Raw genomic sequence first — 17,749 nt, 5'->3', positions numbered from 1 at the left:
GTTACGTCGACGACCCGGTGAACGGCGGCATGGTTGCCTCACCCGCAGACGAAATGCCTTCGCGCCGCACCACTTTGAGCATCGTTTGCCATAGAATACGAAGGTCAAGCAGGAAGCTGCGATGATCAACATACCACAAGTCTAGCGCGAACTTCTCGTCCCAGCTCAGCGCATTGCGGCCGTTGATCTGCGCCCAACCGGTTAAACCCGGGCGCACTTCGTGCCGCCGCGCCTGTTCCGGTGAGTAGAGCGGAAGGTAGCGCATCAGCAGGGGGCGCGGGCCCACCAAGCTCATATCGCCGCGCAAGATGTTCAGCAGCTCGGGCAGCTCGTCCAGGCTCGACGCGCGCAGCCAGCGACCAAATGGCGTCAGTCGCTGCGCGTCGGAGAGCGGCTGCCCATCGTCATCAACCGCTTCGATCATCGTCCGGAATTTCATCATGATGAAAGGCCGGCCGTTAAGTCCCGGGCGCTCCTGCCGGAACAGCACCGGGCTTCCCAGCTTCACACGCACCAGCAATGCCACGGCCAGCAGCGGCACCGAGAGCAATATAAGGGCGAATCCCGCCACCAAGCAGTCCAATATTCGCTTCACGGGCACCCTTTTATGCTGTCACTCATGCGCGGCGTTAATCGCTCAGGCAATGGGTGACAAATGCTTTGCTGCGCCGGTTTTGGGCGTCGGCTGAAGCACTCACCAGTGGCTACGGAGCTCCAAGCGGCGCGCCTCGAGCGACTTTCCTGCCGGCTATTCGCTGCGCTATGTTACCCAGCCCGGTTGCACGATCCGAGCGGTCCAAGGCTCCGGCGGGCGCCACGAGCAGGATGTCCTATGCCCGCTGGTCGCTGCGCGTTGCGACGCTTCGAGTGCTATCGCCGGGAGACCATTGGTCGCGCCGGATTGCCGATAACGGTATCTCCGGCTGCGACGTCCTTCGTGACGACCGCACCCATTCCAATGAACGCACCGCGTCCGATCCGCAGTGGCTTTTGGGGCGTGCCCTGCCTCAGGATCGCACCCGCTCCAATATAGGCATGATCTTCGATATGGACGTTGCCATTGCAACGCACGCTGGGTGCGAAGGTAACAAAATCGCCAATCACGCAATCGTGCGCAACATAGGAGTAGAAGTTTGCGTGGAAGTACCGGCCGATACGGATCTTCGAGGTTAGATGTGCGAACGATGCCAATATCGAACCTTCGCCAATTTCGACATCATCAAGCATCACGAAATTGGGTGCTTTGACATCCGCAACACCAAATCCAGCGTCAGCACACCGCAAGGCAATTTTTTCCCGAACTTTAGAGTCCGCAATCGCAATTGTTACCAACTTCTCATCATATGGTAAGGCCGCGAAAGAATCGAACGAAAAGATATGGTCACCATCAGCCATACCATCATCGATAAAAGTAATATTGGTTTGATCATCCCCATATTGAGCACGAACAAGAGGCAACACCTCTTTTCCAAATCCGCTCGCTCCGTAAACACCGATACAACGCATAATTCTACTTTCCCCGCCAACTGGCATACGCAGAAAATATTGCAACAAAGCAGTACCAGCCATCATGCTTGAAAGCGAAGCTACCCCTGTTGCAGCTGGGCGCATCTCACCTCAAGGGACTGTGGCATAGCGCATCAAGAAAGTGGATGCGGGGTCATATCTATCGACTACCGCTGATTGTGTCCGTCAAAGGCGCCAATTGGATATTCACCCCGGACAAAATCGAAATGCGTTGCCCCTGCGTCCACCGGGGCAACGGGCAAGCCGCAACGGCCCTCGCCCAGGACGCTTGTAGATGCCCGAGCCAAGAGCTAGCGAGACCATCATGGTCATCTCCCCCGTCCAACTTGTTCGTCCGCAGCGCTTCGGCGACACCCGCGGCTGGTTCACCGAGGTGTATTCCGAGCGGGCTTTTACCGCGCGGGGCATAGCTTGCCGGTTCGTGCAGGACAATCATTCGCTCTCCGTCCACCCCTTCACCCTGCGCGGGCTCCATTTTCAAACGCCACCGCATGGGCAGGACAAATTGGTGCGTTGCATTCGCGGGCGCATCTTCGACGTGGCGGTCGATGTCCGCAAGAGCTCGCCTACTTACGGCGATTGGGTCGGCGCCGAACTCAGCGCGGAGAATGGCCACCAGCTGTTCATCCCTATCGGCTTCGCGCACGGGTTCGTAACGCTCGAGCCAGATTGCGAAGTGACGTATAAATGCTCTGACACCTATGCGCCAAACGCCGACGGCGGCGTTCGCTGGGACAGCGCGGGTATCGATTGGCTGATGCCTGCCGGCACCATGCCCGAACTGAGTAGCAAGGATACCCTTCTTCCCCGCCTTGCTGATTTTGACAGCCCGTTCGTTTACGACGGCTGCCCGCTTGCCCCCCTAGCCTGAAGGACCGATCGCATGCGTATCTTCGTCACCGGCGGGGCCGGCTTCATCGGTTCGGCGCTTATCCGGCATTTGATCGAAAACACCGATCACGAGGTGCTGAATTTCGACAAGCTGACCTATGCGGGGACGCTGTCCACGGTCGAGCGTATCGCGCAGTCTAATCGCTACCGGTTCGTGAAAGGCGATATCTGCGACGCCGAAACGCTACGCCACGCGCTCACGGAATTTCGCCCGCAAATCATCACGCATCTCGCGGCAGAAAGCCATGTCGATCGTTCGATTGACGGCCCGGGTGCCTTCATCCAAACCAATGTTGTGGGCACCTATACGATGCTCGCCGAAGCGCGCAGCTACTGGCAGGGCCTCGAAAGGGAAGACGGGCAGGCCTTCCGTTTCCACCATATCTCGACAGACGAGGTGTATGGTTCGCTGGGCGACACCGGCCTGTTCACCGAAGACACACCCTATGATCCCCGCTCTCCCTATTCGGCATCCAAGGCTGGTAGCGACCATCTCGTTTCGGCGTGGGGGCATACCTTCGGTCTGCCGGTCCTGATCACGAACTGTTCGAACAATTACGGCCCCTATCATTTCCCCGAGAAGCTTGTCCCGTTGATGATCGCCAAGGCACTGGATGGGGAGCCTTTGCCGGTGTACGGCGCTGGCGACCAAGTCCGCGACTGGCTGTTTGTCGAGGATCATGTACGCGCGCTGCAAGCCGTGTTCGAGCGCGGCCAGCCCGGCAGAACCTATAATGTGGGCGGCAATAACGAGAAGCAAAACATCGAAGTAGTCGACACGATTTGTGCGATCCTCGACCGCCTGCAACCGCGGGCAGACGGCAACTCGTACGCAAGCCAAATCACATCCGTCGCCGACCGTCCCGGGCACGACAAGCGTTATGCGATCGACGCTAGCCGCATACGCGATGAGCTCGACTGGACGCCTGCAGAAACCTTCGAGACGGGAATCGAGAAGACCGTGCGCTGGTATTTGGACAATGAAGCGTGGTGGCGCCCGCTGGTGGCCGCCAAGGCGTCAGAGCGGCGTGGGGTAGTCGCATGAGAGCGATTCTCATCACCGGCGGTAATGGCCAGCTTGGCAACGAGCTACGACGCTGCTCCTGGCCCGAAGGCTATGAGATCGTCGCGATCGACCTGACCGACCTTGACCTGACAGACACGGGCGCCATCTTCGCCAAAATAGCCGAACGCGATTGGGCCGGCGTCATCAACGCGGCTGCATATACTGCAGTGGACAAGGCGGAGGAGGATGTAGTTACCGCTTGGGCCGTCAATGCCATGGCCCCCGCAGCCTTTGGCGAAGCCTGTGCCAAGGCCAACATCCCGCTGGTGCATGTATCGACCGATTATGTGTTCGATGGCGACAAGACCGGCGCATGGGAGGTCGGCGACCCTACCACCCCCCTCGGCGTTTACGGCGCGTCAAAGCTTGGTGGCGAATTGGCAGTACGCACAAGCGGCGCTCGCCACGTCATCGTACGGACGGCTTGGGTCGTTTCGGCACATGGTCATAACTTCGTAAAGACGATGCTGCGCGTCGGTGCCGATCGCGACACGCTGCGCGTTGTTGACGACCAACGAGGCGCACCGACCTGCGCCGCTGATCTCGCGCAGGCACTTATGACTATTACCGTCCAACTTGTCGGAGACGTCGCAGCCCCCACGGGAACCTATCATTTCAGCAACGCCGGCGAGACAAGCTGGGCAGGGTTCGCAACCGAGATCTTCCGCCAGTCCACTATGCGCGATGGGCCGACGGCGAACGTCATGCCGATCGCCACTTCGGACTACCCTACCTCCGCCACCCGTCCCGCCAATTCCGTGCTCAGCCACGCAACGATACGATCCGACTACGGCATTCAGCCGCGTCCTTGGCAGGACGCCTTAAGCGACATCCTCGACGAACTTATCGGAGCAAAAAAGTGAAGGGCATCATCTTAGCCGGCGGATCCGGCACTCGGCTCCATCCAGCCACCCTCGCAGTGAACAAACAATTGCTGCCGGTCTATGACAAACCAATGATCTACTACCCGCTGTCGGTGCTGATGCTGGCGGGCATTCGCGAGGTGTTGATCATCTCAAGCCCCGAATATCTTGGCAACTATCAGCGGCTGTTCGCAGATGGCGCGGCCCTAGGCATGGAAATTTGCTACGCCGAGCAGCCTAAGCCCGAGGGCTTGGCCCAAGCCTTTACGATCGGCGCAGATTTTATCGGCGACGATAACGTGGCGCTGGTACTGGGCGACAACATCTTCTTCGGGGCACATTTGACCGAGCTCCTCGCGAGTGCGGTCCAACGCACCAGCGGCGCCACGGTGTTTAGCTACCGCGTCGAGGACCCCGAACGCTATGGCGTCGTGGAACTTGCCGAAGACGGCCGCGCGTTGAACCTTGAGGAGAAGCCCGCGGTGCCGAAGTCGCACCACGCGGTTACCGGCCTCTACTTCTATGACAATCGGGTTGTCGAATACGCCCGCAACCTTAAACCTTCCCCACGAGGGGAACTCGAGATTACCGATCTTAACCGCCTCTATATGGAGGCTGGGGACCTTTACGTGGAACAGATGGGCCGTGGCTATGCCTGGCTCGACACCGGCACCCACGATAGCCTTTTGGAAGCTTCGGAGTTCGTTCGCACGCTTCAGCATCGACAAGGCATCCAGATTGCATGCCTTGAAGAGATTGCGTTTGAGAAGGGGCTTATCTCCGCCGAGCAGGCATGCGCGGCCGGCGAGCGCTTCAAGAAAACCGCATATGGACGTGCGATCCTAAAAGCAGTGAAGGGCCATTAGCCGCCAGTGGTCCACGACTGATGTGACCCGACCTTTCATCCAACAGAATCAACCGTCGAGTGGTTTGGTTCCGGAGGAGATCGCGGGAAGCAACTGGCTGGGTTAACCCCGCACGTTGCCTCTAGCGTTCGGCGGCAAGTGTTCCGCTTGTCGCTCAACCGTGCGGGCCGTGCAGACACTCGGGTTGTGGCTACCGTCCTAAGCTGCCACGCATATGGACTCGGCCGGTACGACACGACACCGCCGTGCGACGGCCGACGCCCCGGAGTTTCCCAGCGCCAATCTGTCAGATCAGCGTGTTGGGCATTGCTTGCCGGTAGCCGCGCCGAACGATTATTTTCGCCTTCGTCTGGGCGCCTCGCTACCCCGCTCAACCCCGCGCAAATAGACGATGCTCGCCGCTCCTAAACCGAAATAGGCCTTTCAAAGATTGAAAACGGGGGGAATACCTTCGACCGTTTTAATGACCGTAATGCTTGATACCCCGGCGACGAAGTTTTTCCCTTTTGCGCCGCTTCTGAACAACGAATGCCATTCCCCCACCGACCAGTAGCATGATCGACAGCAGGCCATAGGCAATCACTTCACGTGAAACATCGAGCACAGCACGCCTTTCTCCATATTGTAACAATCAGGTGATCTCGGTTCCCACCATCGTCAAGCCTTAACGTTGAGATATGGCGCTTCGTCGCGCCATCGCCTGCTCCGACCACTGACCGGCCAATAAAGCACAGCTTGACACAGGTTAGGGGGCGCCGATGGTACCAGTTTTCTACCCGAATGACGCCGAGAGCGAAGGCTCATGATGTGCGGGCCACACGGATTTCTAGCCCTATGGTCAAGGCTAGGCACGCCACACGCAAGCAGCGTGGGCACCCATTGTCCGGGGTACCGTTTCACGGCCCCCTGTTGTCTGTTGCCTGTTGCCTGTTGCCGCTCAATGCAAAACGCTGTTGGATGCGTTATAAGCTGCGGTACAGATCGGGCGCGCCGCCGATCATGGCGGCAGTGATGCTTCACTTAGGCTGGATCCGCACCTCGACTTTCACCGCTTCGCCGACCCATTCCACGAACCACGTGCGTATCGGGCACCAGTCTCGAACGCTCGTCCCAACGACGAGACAACACCAAATGCCGATGTAAAGCGCTACTGGCGAGCAGCAACGCCCGCTCTTGGTGACTTTACAAGATCCGGAAGGGATGGTGCCGCCTACAGGACTCGAACCTGTGACCCCCGCATTACGAATGCGATGCTCTACCAACTGAGCTAAGGCGGCGCGATGGCCAAGGCCGTCGTGTTGGCGGCGCTTAGCAGTCGCGGTTATGGCTGACAAGCGTTGCCAAAGCGTTGCCGCCGATCGCGCAGCGATCGCGCAGGCGGCTTTACGCATCGTTTACCACGCATGCTGCACAAGCAGCGCAACCGGCATTGCGAACGGGCCGCGTGGGGATACGACGACATGGACATGGCGCATAGCGGAGCGGGCCGGATCGAGGGCGATGGCGTCACCGAATCAGCAACCGATGGCGGCAGCGACCGGCCACCTGAGATCGGCACCGATGAGCGGCGGATGCATGTACGCGCCTATAATCACTGGGTCTCGCTGCTCGACGGGCGCGCCTATCCGTCGATCGAGGATCTCGATCCCGCGAACATCGCCGATTTCGGCCCCAACAGCGTGCTGCTCGATTTCTCGATGGGGATCGAGGATCCGGCGATCCAGTATCTGGGCCGCGCGCTGCGCGACGAGACGCTCGTCGATTCGTCGATCACGCATATCAGCCAGGTGCCCAGCCGATCGCTGCTGTCGCGGCTGACCGACCATTATCTGCAGATCATCGCCAACCGCGCGCCGATCGGCTTCGAGGCCGAGTTCGTCGGCCAGCGCGGGCACAACACGCTGTATCGCGGCATCCTGATGCCCTTCTCGTCCGACGACGACACGATCGACTTTATCTATGGCGTGATCAACTGGAAGGAACTGGTCGACGCCGAGACGCAGGAGCGGTTGAACGCCGAGCTCGACGCCGCGCGCCGCGAGACGCCGCGCGCGCCCGCCGCCGCGCCCGTCTGGGCCGACGGGCCGAGCGGCGGGTTCGAGCCGGCGGCGCAGGAGCCGCCGGCCAAGCATGACGACCCCGATCTCGACGGCGATCTAGACGCCGACGCCGAGCTCAGCGACTATCTGGCGCATGCGCGCGCCTGCGCCGAGGAATTGCGGGTATCGAGCAATCGATCGCGCGCGGCGCTGTATCGCACGCTCAACCACGCCTATGCCTTTGCCGCGGCCGCCGACAAGGACCCCGAGGGCTATGCCGGCCTGCTCGAGGATTGGGGACTGAAGCCGCAGGCGCGGGCGCCGATGACGCCGGTGATCAAGCTCGTGCTCGGCATCGAATATGACAAGACGCGGCTGACCGAATTCGCCTGCGTGCTGATGCATGCGCGGCGCAACGATGTCGCACCCGCCGACTTCGCTGCGTTCCTGGCGGGAGCGGCGGGGGGCATCAAGGGACTGGTCGCCGCCGAACGCGCGGCGCGGCGGCCGGCGGCCAAGCCCGACACGCTCGACAAGGCAGCCGCCACGCTGCGGACGCGTGCGCCGATCGCGCAGGTGGCGATCGCGGCGGGCGACGACGAGTTCGTGCTGCTGCTGGCGCGCGCGGGCAGCGACGGGATGCTCGACGTCGTCGCGCGGATCGACGATTCGGCTGGGCTTACGCAAAAGGCGATCCGCAGCACCGGCGGCTGATTTCCGGCCCTGCCGAGCAGGTCGGGGCTGCCACAACGCTTGAGTGCCGCGGAAACGGGGCGCATACGCAGGCCCATGTTGAAGCAAGCAAGCAAATCGCTGACCAAGGCGATCGACGCGCGACTGTTCGAACACGCGCTCCCAGGAGAACTCGAAGGCTTCGGCGCTGCCGACCGCGCCGATGCGGTGCGCTTCGTCGTCGAGACCGCGAGCCAGCGACCGCCCGGCACGCCGACGATCGCGATCGAGACCTTCAACCGCGGCGAGCTTCGCCGGATGCGGCTGGCGATCGTCAACGACGACATGCCCTTCCTGGTCGATTCGATCGCCGCGACGATCGCCGCGCACGACATCCCGATCGAGCGGATCATCCACCCCGTGCTGCCGGTCGTCCGCACCGAGGACGGCACGCTCGACAAGATCGACGCGGCGGGCGCGCGCGAATCGATGATCTATATCGAGACCGACCGGATCGACGCCAAGCCACGCCGCGAACTGATGGCCGAGCTCGAGCGCAACCTGCGCCATGTCCGCCAGGCGGTGAACGACTGGCCCGCGCTGCAGGCGGCGATCGCCGCCGATGCCGACCAGACCGCCGATGACGAAGGCGCGGCGCTGCTGCGCTGGTTCCTGTCGGGCAAGATGACGCTGCTCGGGAACGAGACCTGGTATCGCGACGGCCGCGCGACCACGCCGCTGGGGATTGCGTCGCAGCAGTTCGACGTGCCGCTGCTGGCGCAGGCCTCGCGGCTGTTGGCGATCGAATGGTTCGAGCGCGGCGGCGCGGCGCCCTTGTTGCTGAAGTCGAACTGCATCGCGACGGTGCATCGCCGCGTCCCGCTCGACCTGGTGCTGCTGCCGGTGCGGGAAGGTGACAAGATAGTCGGCCTGTCGATCCATGCCGGGCTCTGGACCAGCGCCGCGCTGCATGCGAGCGCCAACGAGGTGCCGCGGCTGCGCACGAACCTGCGCAGCCTGGTCGACCGGTTCGGCTTCGATCCGCGCGGGCATACCGGCAAGGCGATGGAGCACGCGCTGACCGCGCTGCCGCACGACCTGACCACCGCCTTCCCGGTCGAGGCGCTCGAGCAGCTCACCCTCACCTCGATGTCGGTCGCCGATCGCCCGCGCCCCAAGCTGGTGCTGGTCAAGAGCGCGCTCGGGCGGCATCTGTTCGCCTTCGTCTGGTTGCCGCGCGACGAATTGTCGACCGCGCGGCGCACCGCGATCGGGACGATGCTGACCGATGCCGCGAACGCCAGCCTGCTCAACTGGACGATCAGCGTCGACGATGGCGAGATCGCACTGATCCGCTACACGCTCGATCTGCGCGGCGAGGGGCGGATGCCCGACGTCGCGGCGCTCGACGAACGGCTGGTGCGGATGATGCGCGGCTGGAACGCCGCGGTCGAATCGGCGCTGACCGAGGTGGCGCCGAGCCGCGCAACGCGGCTAGCCCTGCGCTACGCCGCCACCTTCCCCGCAAACTACCGCACCACCACGACCGCCGAGCAGGCGGCGCAGGACGTGTTGCGGCTGGCTGAGCTTGGCGATCACGACGCGCGGCAGGTGCGGATCATCGGCGACGACGATCTCGACGACAATATCTTCCGCATCAAGATCTACCGCACCGGCGGCGCGCTGCCGCTGTCCGATGCGGTGCCGGTGCTCGAGAATTTCGGCTTCCGCGTGATCGAGGAGGTGCCGACCGATCTGATCGACGACAGCTCGCCGGTGATCCACGACTTCCTGGTCCAGATCCCGCGCGCGCCCGATGCCGAGCGCAATCTCGATGCCCCAGTGGTCGAGGCGGCGATCCGCGCGGTGCTCGAAAACCGCGCCGAGAACGACTGTTTCAACCGGCTGATCGTCGAGAGCGGCATGGCGCCGCAATCGGTGGTGCTGCTGCGCGCCTGGTTCCGCTATCTGCGCCAGACCGGGCTGCCTTATGGCCTGGCGACCGTCGTCGACGCGCTGCACCGCGCGCCCAAGGTGACGCGCGCGTTGATCGCGCGCTTTGCCGCCGCGCATGATCCGGCGGCGCGCAAGGGTGCCGAGGCCGCAATGGAAAAGGCGACCGCGGCGATCGACGCCGGGCTCGATCAGGTATCGGCGATCGACGACGATCGCATCCTGCGCACCTATCGCGGCGTGGTGATGGCAACGCTTCGTACCAACGCCTGGTCGCCCGCCGCCAATGAGGCGCTGGCGTTCAAGCTCGACAGCGCGCTGGTGCCCGGCCTGCCGCAACCGCTGCCGTGGCGCGAAATCTTTGTCTACAGCCCGCGTGTCGAGGGTATCCATCTGCGCGCCGGGCCGGTCGCGCGCGGCGGGCTTCGCTGGTCCGATCGGCGCGACGATTTCCGCACCGAAGTGCTGGGGCTGATGAAGGCACAGCGCGTGAAGAACGCGGTGATCGTGCCGACCGGGGCCAAGGGCGGATTCTATCCCAAGCAGCTGCCGTCGCCCGCGAACCGCGATGCCTGGCTGGCCGAGGGCACCGAAAGCTATCGCATCTTCATCCGTTCGCTGCTGTCGATCACCGACAATATCGTCGAGGGCGCGGTAGTGCATCCAGAGGGTGTCGTCATCCATGACGGCGAAGACCCCTATTTCGTCGTCGCCGCCGACAAGGGCACCGCGACCTTCAGCGACGTCGCCAACGCGCTGGCGCAGGAGCGCGGCTTCTGGCTGGGCGATGCCTTCGCCAGCGGCGGGTCGAAGGGCTATGACCACAAGGCGATGGGCATCACTGCAAAGGGCGCGTGGGTTTCGGTGCAGCGGCATTTCGCCGAAATGGGCGTCGATGTGCAGGCCGATCCGGTCACCGTCGTCGGCTGTGGCGACATGTCGGGCGACGTGTTCGGCAACGGCATGTTGCTGTCGAAGACGATCCGATTGCAGGCGGCGTTCGATCATCGCCACATCTTCCTCGATCCTGCCCCCGATGCGGCGGCATCGTGGGACGAGCGCGCGCGGCTGTTCGCGCTGCCACGGTCGAGCTGGGCCGATTATGATCCGGCGCTGATCTCAAAGGGCGGCGGCGTGTTCGCGCGGTCGGAAAAGAGCATCAAGCTGTCGAAGCAGGTGCGCGAGATGCTGGGGATCGAGGATGAGGCGCTCGATCCGACGACGCTGATCCAGGCGATCCTCAAGGCACCAGCCGACCTGATCTGGTTCGGCGGCATCGGCACCTATGTGAAGGCGGCGCATGAGAGCCACACCGATGTCGGCGATCCCGCCAATGATCGCACCCGCGTCAATGCCGAACATCTGCGCGCGCGGGCGATCGGCGAAGGCGCCAATCTGGGCGTCACCCAGGCGGCGCGGATCGCGTTTTCGGCCAAGGGCGGGCGGATCAACACCGACTTCATCGACAATTCGGCGGGCGTCGATTGTTCGGACAACGAGGTCAACATCAAGATCGCGCTCAACCGCGAAGTGACCGAGGGCCGGCTTAAGCTCGCCAAGCGCGACGATCTGCTGGTGTCGATGACCGACGAGGTCGCGCATCTGGTGCTCGAGGACAACCGGCTGCAGACGCTGGCGCTGTCGTTCATGGAAGCCGATGGCCCGGTGACGGTACCGAGCTATTTGCGGCTGATCGAAATCCTCGAGGCATCGGGCAAGCTCGACCGCGCGGTCGAGGGGCTGGGCAGCAACGAAGATCTGCTGCGGGTGGCGCAGGAAGGGCGCGGGCTGACGCGGCCCGAGCTCGCGGTGCTGCTCGCCACCGCCAAGCTGGCGCTGCAGGAAGCGATCGAGCAATCCGCGCTCGCGACCGATGCAGCGACCGAGCCCGATCTGATCGCCGCCTTCCCGTCGCAGATGCGCCGCAAGTTCGCGACCGCGATCCGCGAGCATCGGCTGCGCGGCGAGATCGTCGCGACCAAATTGGCCAACCGAATCGTCAACCGGCTGGGCGTGCTCCACCCCTTCGAGCTCGCCGAGGAAGAGGGGGCGGCGATGGCCGACATCGCCGCGACCTTCGTCGCCGCCGAACAGCTGTTCGGGCTGCCTGGGCTATGGGCCGAGATCGAGACCGCCGCGATGCCCGAGGCGGCGCGGCTCGCGCTGCTCGAGGAGGTCGCGGTGGCGGTGCGATCGCAGATGGCCGATCTGCTGCGCACCGCGCCGAGCGGCACCAGCCCCGCCGACCTGGTCGCACGGCTGAAGCCCGGCATCGCCGACCTCGACAAGAAGACGCGCGAGTTGCTGCTCGACGAGGCGAGTGCGCAGAGCAGCCGGATCGCCGGCCGGCTCGAGGGCGTCGGCGCGCCCAAGCCGCTGGTGCGCAAGGTGGTGCGGATCTTCGAGATGGACGGCGCGGTCGGTCTGGCCGACCTGAGCGCACGCCTCGGGATCGAGGAAGCGGTGCTGACGCGCGCCTTCACCCATTTGGGGCGCGCGCTGGGGCTCGATTGGGCGCAGGCTAATGCGGCGCGCGTCAGCTCGGGCGATCCGTGGGAGCGGTTGCTGATCGCGGGGCTTGCGCGCGATTTCCAGCAATTGCGGCTCGATTTCATCGGCCGATCGGGCGGCGCCGATCCGCAGGCGGCGGTCGATCGCTGGCTGCGCGCGAACAAGCCACGGGTCGAGCAATTCGCCGCGCTGGTGCAGCGCGCGCGGCGTGCGCCGGCACCGAGCGCGGCGATGCTGGCGCAGATCGCGGGTCAGGCCAGGGTGCTGCTGGGGCGGTGATCTTCTAAAGCCCTCTCCCCTTTGGGGAGAGGGTTGGGAGAGGGGCAGTGAGGAAGCGCTCCAACTGCCCCTCTCCCGGCCTCCCCCCGGCCTTCGCCGGGGTCAGCCACCCTCTCCCCAAAGGGGAGAGGGATAATGGGTCACACCTCGGCCCAGCGTCGCAGGAGGTTGTGGTACACCCCGGTGAGCTCGATCACCGAGCGGTCGCCCTGCCCCAGCTGGCCGCCCAGCCGCTGCACCGACTGGTCGAGATCGAACAACAGCCGCCGCGCGCCGTCGTCGCGGACCATCGATTGCAGCCAGAAGAACGACGCCACCCGCACACCGCGCGTGACCGGCTCGACGCGGTGGAGCGACGATGCCGGGTAGAGCACCATATGCCCCGCGGGCAGCTTGACGCGTTGTTCGCCGAAGCGATCCTCGATCACCAGCTCGCCGCCATCATAGTCGGCGGGATCGGCGAGGAAGAGCGTCGCCGACAGGTCCGAGCGGATGCGAAAGTCGCTGCCGCGCTGGATCCGGATCGCATTGTCGATATGCGCCCCGAACGCCTGGCCGCCGGCATAGCGGTTGAACAAGGGCGGGAAGACCTTTGCCGGGAGCGCGGCGGCGATGAACAGCGGCGAACGCCCCAGCGCATCGAGCACCAGCCCTCCGGCCTCGCGCGCCGCGACGCTGCCCTCGGCGAGCTGTTCGTTGCGTTTGGCGAGCGCCGATTGCGGGCCCGAGGTGGCGTTGCCGTCGATCCAGTCGCCTTGATCGATCAGGTTGCGCAGCCGCGCGACCCCGGCGGCGTCGAACAGGTCGGGGATCGCGATCAGCATGGGTATTCCTTAGCCGTCATAGCCTGAAGCATAACCGTTCGTCCTGAGTAGCCGCTGAGCTTGTCGAAGCGGCGTATCGAAGGAAGCCCGCTTGGGGCATGTCCTTCGATACGGGCCTTCGCCTTCGCTCAGTCCCTACTCAGGACGAACGGACGGGGGCTGTCTCAAAAGCTGTAGAATACGCTCAGCACCGCCGACCGCGCATCGCCCGGCGTCGCCCAGCCATTGTTGCGGATGCCGGTATAGTAACGCTCGTTGGTCAGGTTCTGGATGTTGACCTGCGCGGTCAGCCCGCCGGCAAAGGCGTAGGACAGGAAGGCGCGGTGGGTGAGGAAATCCTCGCCCTCGAGCTGGATCGGCGCGGCGAGCGACGACTGGTTGAGCGCGAAGCTACCCTGATAGGTCAGGCCATAGCCGAGCTGCAGCCCGAACGGCAGCGTGTAGGTGGTGAACAGGCTGCCCGAATGATCAGGGGTCTGGATCAGCACGTTGCCAGCCTGTGGATCGGGTAGGCCGGCCGAATTGCCGCAACCGGTCGCGCCGGGGTTGGCGAGGCAGAAGTCCGACACGCTCTGCAGGATTTCGCCGTCGAGGTAGGTGTAGTTGGCGAAGATGCTCCAGGCGGGGGTGATGTTGCCCGACGCACCCAGCGCGATGCCATCGACGCGCGAGCGGCCATCGAGCACTTGCACCGAGGGAGCGACCGGATCGTTCGTATTCACGCGGAAATTGGTGCGCTCGTTGCGGAACACCGCCGCGGTCAGCTGGAGCCGGCGCCCGAACAAATCGGCCTTGGCGCCGATCTCGTAGCTTTCGCCGGTTTCGGGAGCGACGTCGCAGGCGGTGGTGCAGCCCAGCCGCACCGTCGCCGAACTCGGCGTCTTCGAATTGCCGTAGCTTGCATAGAGGCTGGCATTGGGCACCGGCTTGAAGACGACACCGCCGCGATAGCTGAACAGGTTCTCGTCGCTGAGCTGGTCGACGCCGCGGGTGATCGCGCCACCGGTTGCCGGTGTGGCATAGGTGTCGGCGCGGAACACCGCGTCCATCTGCTCCCAGCGGACCCCGGCATTCACCTCGACCATCTCGCCGATCTCGAGCGTGTCGAAGGCGTAGACCGCGGTCGACCGGCTATCGCCCTGCGACCGGCCGGTGACGATCCGGTTGATCGGGCCGGTATAGTCGGTGTTGGGATCGCCGATCGCGATCGGCGGCAGCGCGGGATTGGGCAAAGCGCCGCCCGGATTGCGCAGCAGATTGGCGGTCACCAGCACATAATCTTCCTGCGCATAGGACGCGCCGACCACCAGGGTGTTGCGCAGCCGGCCCGCGGTGCCCGAGACCAAAGTCAGGTCGGTCTGGTTGTAGAGCAGGTCGTTCAGCTGATCGCGCACCAGCCCGCGCGGGCCGCTGGGATAATAGAAGCCCGGTGTGTTCTGCGCGGCAGTGGTCTGGGTGGCGGCAGGGCATGCGACGCCGAGCGGGGTGCGGCCGGTCGACAGGCAGAAGGTCCCCTGCGGCGCGCTGGTGACGGTGGGTTGCAACACCCGCTGGTAGCGCGTCAGATTGCGCACCGTCAGCGCGTCGCTCAGTTGGTGGGTGAAGGTGGCGGTGAGCCGATCGACCTCGCTTTGCTGCGAATCGAGGTTGGCGATGCCGAAATAGTCCGAATCGTCGATCCCCTCGGGCACCCCGCCCGCGGCGGCATAATAGGGGCTGCCGAAGATCGGCACATTGTCGTCCTGCTGGTGGACATAGGCGAGCGTCAGGCTGGTCGGCCCGTCGACGCCGATCGTGATCGACGGTGCGACGCCCCAGCGCTCGAACTTTTCGACGTCGCGGCCGGGCACGTCGTTGCGATGGACCATCGCGTTGAGCCGCACCGCGACCAGATCGTTGACGCGCACATTGCTGTCGACCGAGGCACGATAATATTGGTCGGTGCCGATGCCTGCCGACACGATCGTCAGGTCGCGCGCCTGCGGCACTTTCGACACCAGGTTGATCGTCCCGCCGACCGATCCCGATCCGTTGAAGACGGTATTGGCGCCGTTATACACTTCGATCTGCTGCAGGTTGAACGGATCGGTGCGGCTATATTGCGCGGTGTCGCGCACGCCGTCCTGGGTGATGTCGTTGTTCGCCGAATAGCCGCGCAGGTTGATGCTGTCGCCATAGCCGCCGCCGCCTTCGCCCGCACCGAAGGTGATGCCGGGGACGGTCTGCAGCGCGTCGCGCAGCGTCAGCAGGTTCTGCTTGCGCAGCGTCTGGTCGCTGATGACGGTGATCGTCTGCGGCGTATCGAGCAGCGGCGCGGTCGCCTTGGGGCTTTCGAGCGTGTCCTTTTCGTGGAGGCCCGTCACGACGATGTCGTCGCGCTGCGGATCGTCGCGGCGCTCCTGCCGCGTTTGCGGGCGATCGTCGGCGACGGGGTCGGCAGCATAAGCGGGACTGGAAACCAGTGCGCCGACACAGGACAGCGCGAGAAAGGCGGGCAATGCCGCGCCCGAGGAAGATGAAACCAAGACCGAAACCCCTTGTCGTTTCGGCGATGGTTATTGCGAGTCATTCTTACTGTCAATGCAAATGCGAATAGGTCGCAACGTTGTCGCGGTGGTTCGACGAATGTTTTCGATCGACGGCTTGGCGCACCGGCGCGGGCCTCGTATCGATCGCGCAACCCAACCGAAGCACGGACCCCTGCCCCATGACCGTCACCATCCGCAGCGCCGACCTGATCGAAAGCGTCGCCGACGCGCTGCAGTTCATCAGCTACTACCATCCGATGGATTACATCCGCGCGCTGGGCGAGGCCTATGCCGCCGAGCAATCGCCCGCCGCCAAGGATGCGATCGCACAGATTCTCACCAATTCGCGGATGTGTGCCGAGGGGCACCGGCCGATCTGCCAGGATACCGGCATCGTCAATGTGTTTGTCAAATGGGGCATGGACTGCCGGCTCGACGACACCTCGCGCAGCTTGCAGGAGGTCGTCGATGAAGGCGTGCGCCGCGCCTATCTCCACCCCGAAAACCGGCTGCGCGCCTCAATCCTCGCCGATCCCGCCTTCACCCGGCGCAATACCAAGGACAACACGCCAAGCGTCCTGCATGTCGAAATGGTGCCCGGCACCACCGTCTCGATCGACGTCGCGGCCAAGGGCGGCGGGTCGGAGAACAAGTCGAAGTTCAAGATGATGAACCCGTCGGATTCGATCGTCGACTGGGTGCTCGAAATGATCCCGCAGATGGGCGCCGGCTGGTGCCCGCCGGGGATGCTGGGCATCGGCATTGGCGGCACCGCCGAGCGCGCGGTGCTGCTGGCCAAGCAATCGCTGATGGAGCCGATCGACATGGGCCAGCTCAAGGCGCGCGGCCCGCAATCGGATATCGAGGCGCTGCGGATCGAGATTTTCGACAAGGTCAACGCGCTGGGGATCGGCGCGCAGGGGCTGGGCGGCCTCTCGACGATCCTTGACGTCAAGATTTATGACTTTCCCTGCCACGCGGCAGGCAAGCCGGTGGCGATGATCCCCAATTGCGCCGCGACCCGCCACGCGCACTTCACGCTCGACGGATCGGGGCCGGCCTATCTGGAGGCGCCCAAGCTCGACCAATGGCCCGACGTCAATTGGACGCCCGACAAGGCGGCGATCCGTGTCGATCTCGACACGCTGACGCCCGACGTCGTGCAGGGGTGGAAGCACGGCGACCGGCTGTTGCTCAATGGCAAGATGCTCACCGGGCGCGACGCCGCGCACAAGCGGATCAAGGACATGCTCGATGCCGGCGAGCCGCTGCCCGTCGATTTCAAGGGCCGCGTGATCTATTATGTCGGGCCGGTCGATCCGGTGGGCGAGGAAGTGGTCGGCCCCGCCGGCCCCACCACCGCGACGCGGATGGACAAGTTCACGCGGATGATGCTCGACCAGGGACTGCTGGCAATGGTCGGCAAGGCCGAGCGCGGGGTCGATACGACGCAGGCGATCGCCGAGGCCAAATCGGCTTATCTGATGGCGGTCGGCGGCGCGGCGTATTTGGTGGCGCGCGCGATCAAGGGGTCGAAGGTGGTTGGCTTTGCCGATCTCGGCATGGAGGCGATCTACGAGTTCGAGGTGCAGGACTTCCCGGTGACGGTGGCGGTCGATAGCGCAGGGCAGAATGTCCATCATCTGGCGCCGTTGGTGTGGCGCGAGAAGATCGCTCGGGAAGGGTTGCTGGCAGGGGTTTGAACGCGGGTCTGCCTCGGGCCGTTGCGC

General features: G+C 64.1%; 12 protein-coding genes and 1 tRNA gene. 7 read left to right on the top strand and 6 right to left on the bottom strand.

What is annotated here, in order from left to right; all coding sequences use genetic code 11:
- Position 1: 1 nt before the first annotated feature.
- Both OKW76_RS11890 and OKW76_RS11885 read right to left on the bottom strand, forming a co-directional pair.
- A complete protein-coding gene (locus tag OKW76_RS11890) occupies positions 2 to 595 on the bottom strand; it encodes a sugar transferase (protein WP_322740087.1) in 594 nt (197 codons plus the stop codon).
- 275 nt (positions 596 to 870) lie between these two features.
- The gene (locus OKW76_RS11885) at positions 871 to 1,572 is read right to left on the bottom strand and encodes an acetyltransferase (protein WP_265549093.1); all 702 of its coding nucleotides are present in this window, start codon (positions 1,570 to 1,572) and stop codon (positions 871 to 873) included.
- Positions 1,573 to 1,831: 259 nt separating this feature from the next.
- Between OKW76_RS11885 and rfbC the strand changes: the two genes are divergently transcribed.
- From rfbC to rfbA, 4 genes are read left to right on the top strand one after another with little or no spacing between them, the layout of a single operon-like run.
- Positions 1,832 to 2,398 carry a dTDP-4-dehydrorhamnose 3,5-epimerase gene (gene rfbC / locus OKW76_RS11880; RefSeq protein WP_265549092.1) on the top strand — a complete coding sequence of 189 codons (567 nt, stop codon included), beginning with the start codon at positions 1,832 to 1,834 and terminating at the stop codon, positions 2,396 to 2,398.
- A 12-nt stretch (positions 2,399 to 2,410) separates the two neighbouring features.
- A complete protein-coding gene (gene rfbB, locus OKW76_RS11875) occupies positions 2,411 to 3,463 on the top strand; it encodes a dTDP-glucose 4,6-dehydratase (protein ID WP_265549091.1) in 1,053 nt (350 codons plus the stop codon).
- Positions 3,460 to 4,347, top strand: a complete 888-nt coding sequence (gene rfbD / locus OKW76_RS11870) for a dTDP-4-dehydrorhamnose reductase (protein ID WP_265549090.1) — start codon at positions 3,460 to 3,462, stop codon at positions 4,345 to 4,347. The genes rfbB and rfbD overlap by 4 nt, the downstream gene beginning before the upstream one ends.
- The gene (gene rfbA / locus OKW76_RS11865) at positions 4,344 to 5,213 is read left to right on the top strand and encodes a glucose-1-phosphate thymidylyltransferase RfbA (protein ID WP_265549089.1); all 870 of its coding nucleotides are present in this window, start codon (positions 4,344 to 4,346) and stop codon (positions 5,211 to 5,213) included. The genes rfbD and rfbA overlap by 4 nt, the downstream gene beginning before the upstream one ends.
- A 460-nt stretch (positions 5,214 to 5,673) precedes the next feature.
- Here the strand turns inward: rfbA and OKW76_RS11860 are convergent, their stop codons facing one another.
- Together OKW76_RS11860 and OKW76_RS11855 are read right to left on the bottom strand one after the other, a co-directional pair.
- On the bottom strand, positions 5,674 to 5,817 hold the full coding sequence (locus OKW76_RS11860) for a hypothetical protein (RefSeq protein WP_265549088.1): 144 nt from the start codon (positions 5,815 to 5,817) through the stop codon (positions 5,674 to 5,676).
- 597 nt (positions 5,818 to 6,414) lie between these two features.
- Positions 6,415 to 6,490 (bottom strand) — tRNA-Thr (locus OKW76_RS11855).
- Between the two features lie 183 nt (positions 6,491 to 6,673).
- Between OKW76_RS11855 and OKW76_RS11850 the strand changes: the two genes are divergently transcribed.
- Positions 6,674 to 7,966: a hypothetical protein gene (locus tag OKW76_RS11850; RefSeq protein ID WP_416221863.1), complete on the top strand. Its 1,293-nt coding sequence runs from the start codon at positions 6,674 to 6,676 to the stop codon at positions 7,964 to 7,966.
- 75 nt (positions 7,967 to 8,041) lie between these two features.
- Positions 8,042 to 12,667, top strand: coding sequence for an NAD-glutamate dehydrogenase (locus tag OKW76_RS11845; RefSeq protein WP_265549086.1), 4,626 nt, complete (start codon positions 8,042 to 8,044; stop codon positions 12,665 to 12,667).
- A 140-nt stretch (positions 12,668 to 12,807) separates the two neighbouring features.
- Here OKW76_RS11845 and OKW76_RS11840 read toward each other — a convergent pair whose 3' ends face one another.
- Positions 12,808 to 13,491: a Fe2+-dependent dioxygenase gene (locus tag OKW76_RS11840; protein ID WP_265549085.1), complete on the bottom strand. Its 684-nt coding sequence runs from the start codon at positions 13,489 to 13,491 to the stop codon at positions 12,808 to 12,810.
- 164 nt (positions 13,492 to 13,655) lie between these two features.
- Positions 13,656 to 16,016, bottom strand: coding sequence for a TonB-dependent receptor (locus tag OKW76_RS11835; RefSeq protein WP_265549084.1), 2,361 nt, complete (start codon positions 16,014 to 16,016; stop codon positions 13,656 to 13,658).
- 182 nt (positions 16,017 to 16,198) lie between these two features.
- On the opposite strand from OKW76_RS11835, the gene OKW76_RS11830 reads away from it, so the two are divergent.
- A complete protein-coding gene (locus OKW76_RS11830; protein ID WP_265549083.1) occupies positions 16,199 to 17,722 on the top strand; it encodes a fumarate hydratase in 1,524 nt (507 codons plus the stop codon).
- The last annotated feature ends 27 nt before the right edge of the window (positions 17,723 to 17,749 follow it).

This window comes from Sphingomonas sp. S1-29 (genome assembly GCF_026167545.1).
Lineage (GTDB): Bacteria > Pseudomonadota > Alphaproteobacteria > Sphingomonadales > Sphingomonadaceae > Sphingomonas.
This window is presented reverse-complemented; position numbering and strand designations above follow the sequence as displayed.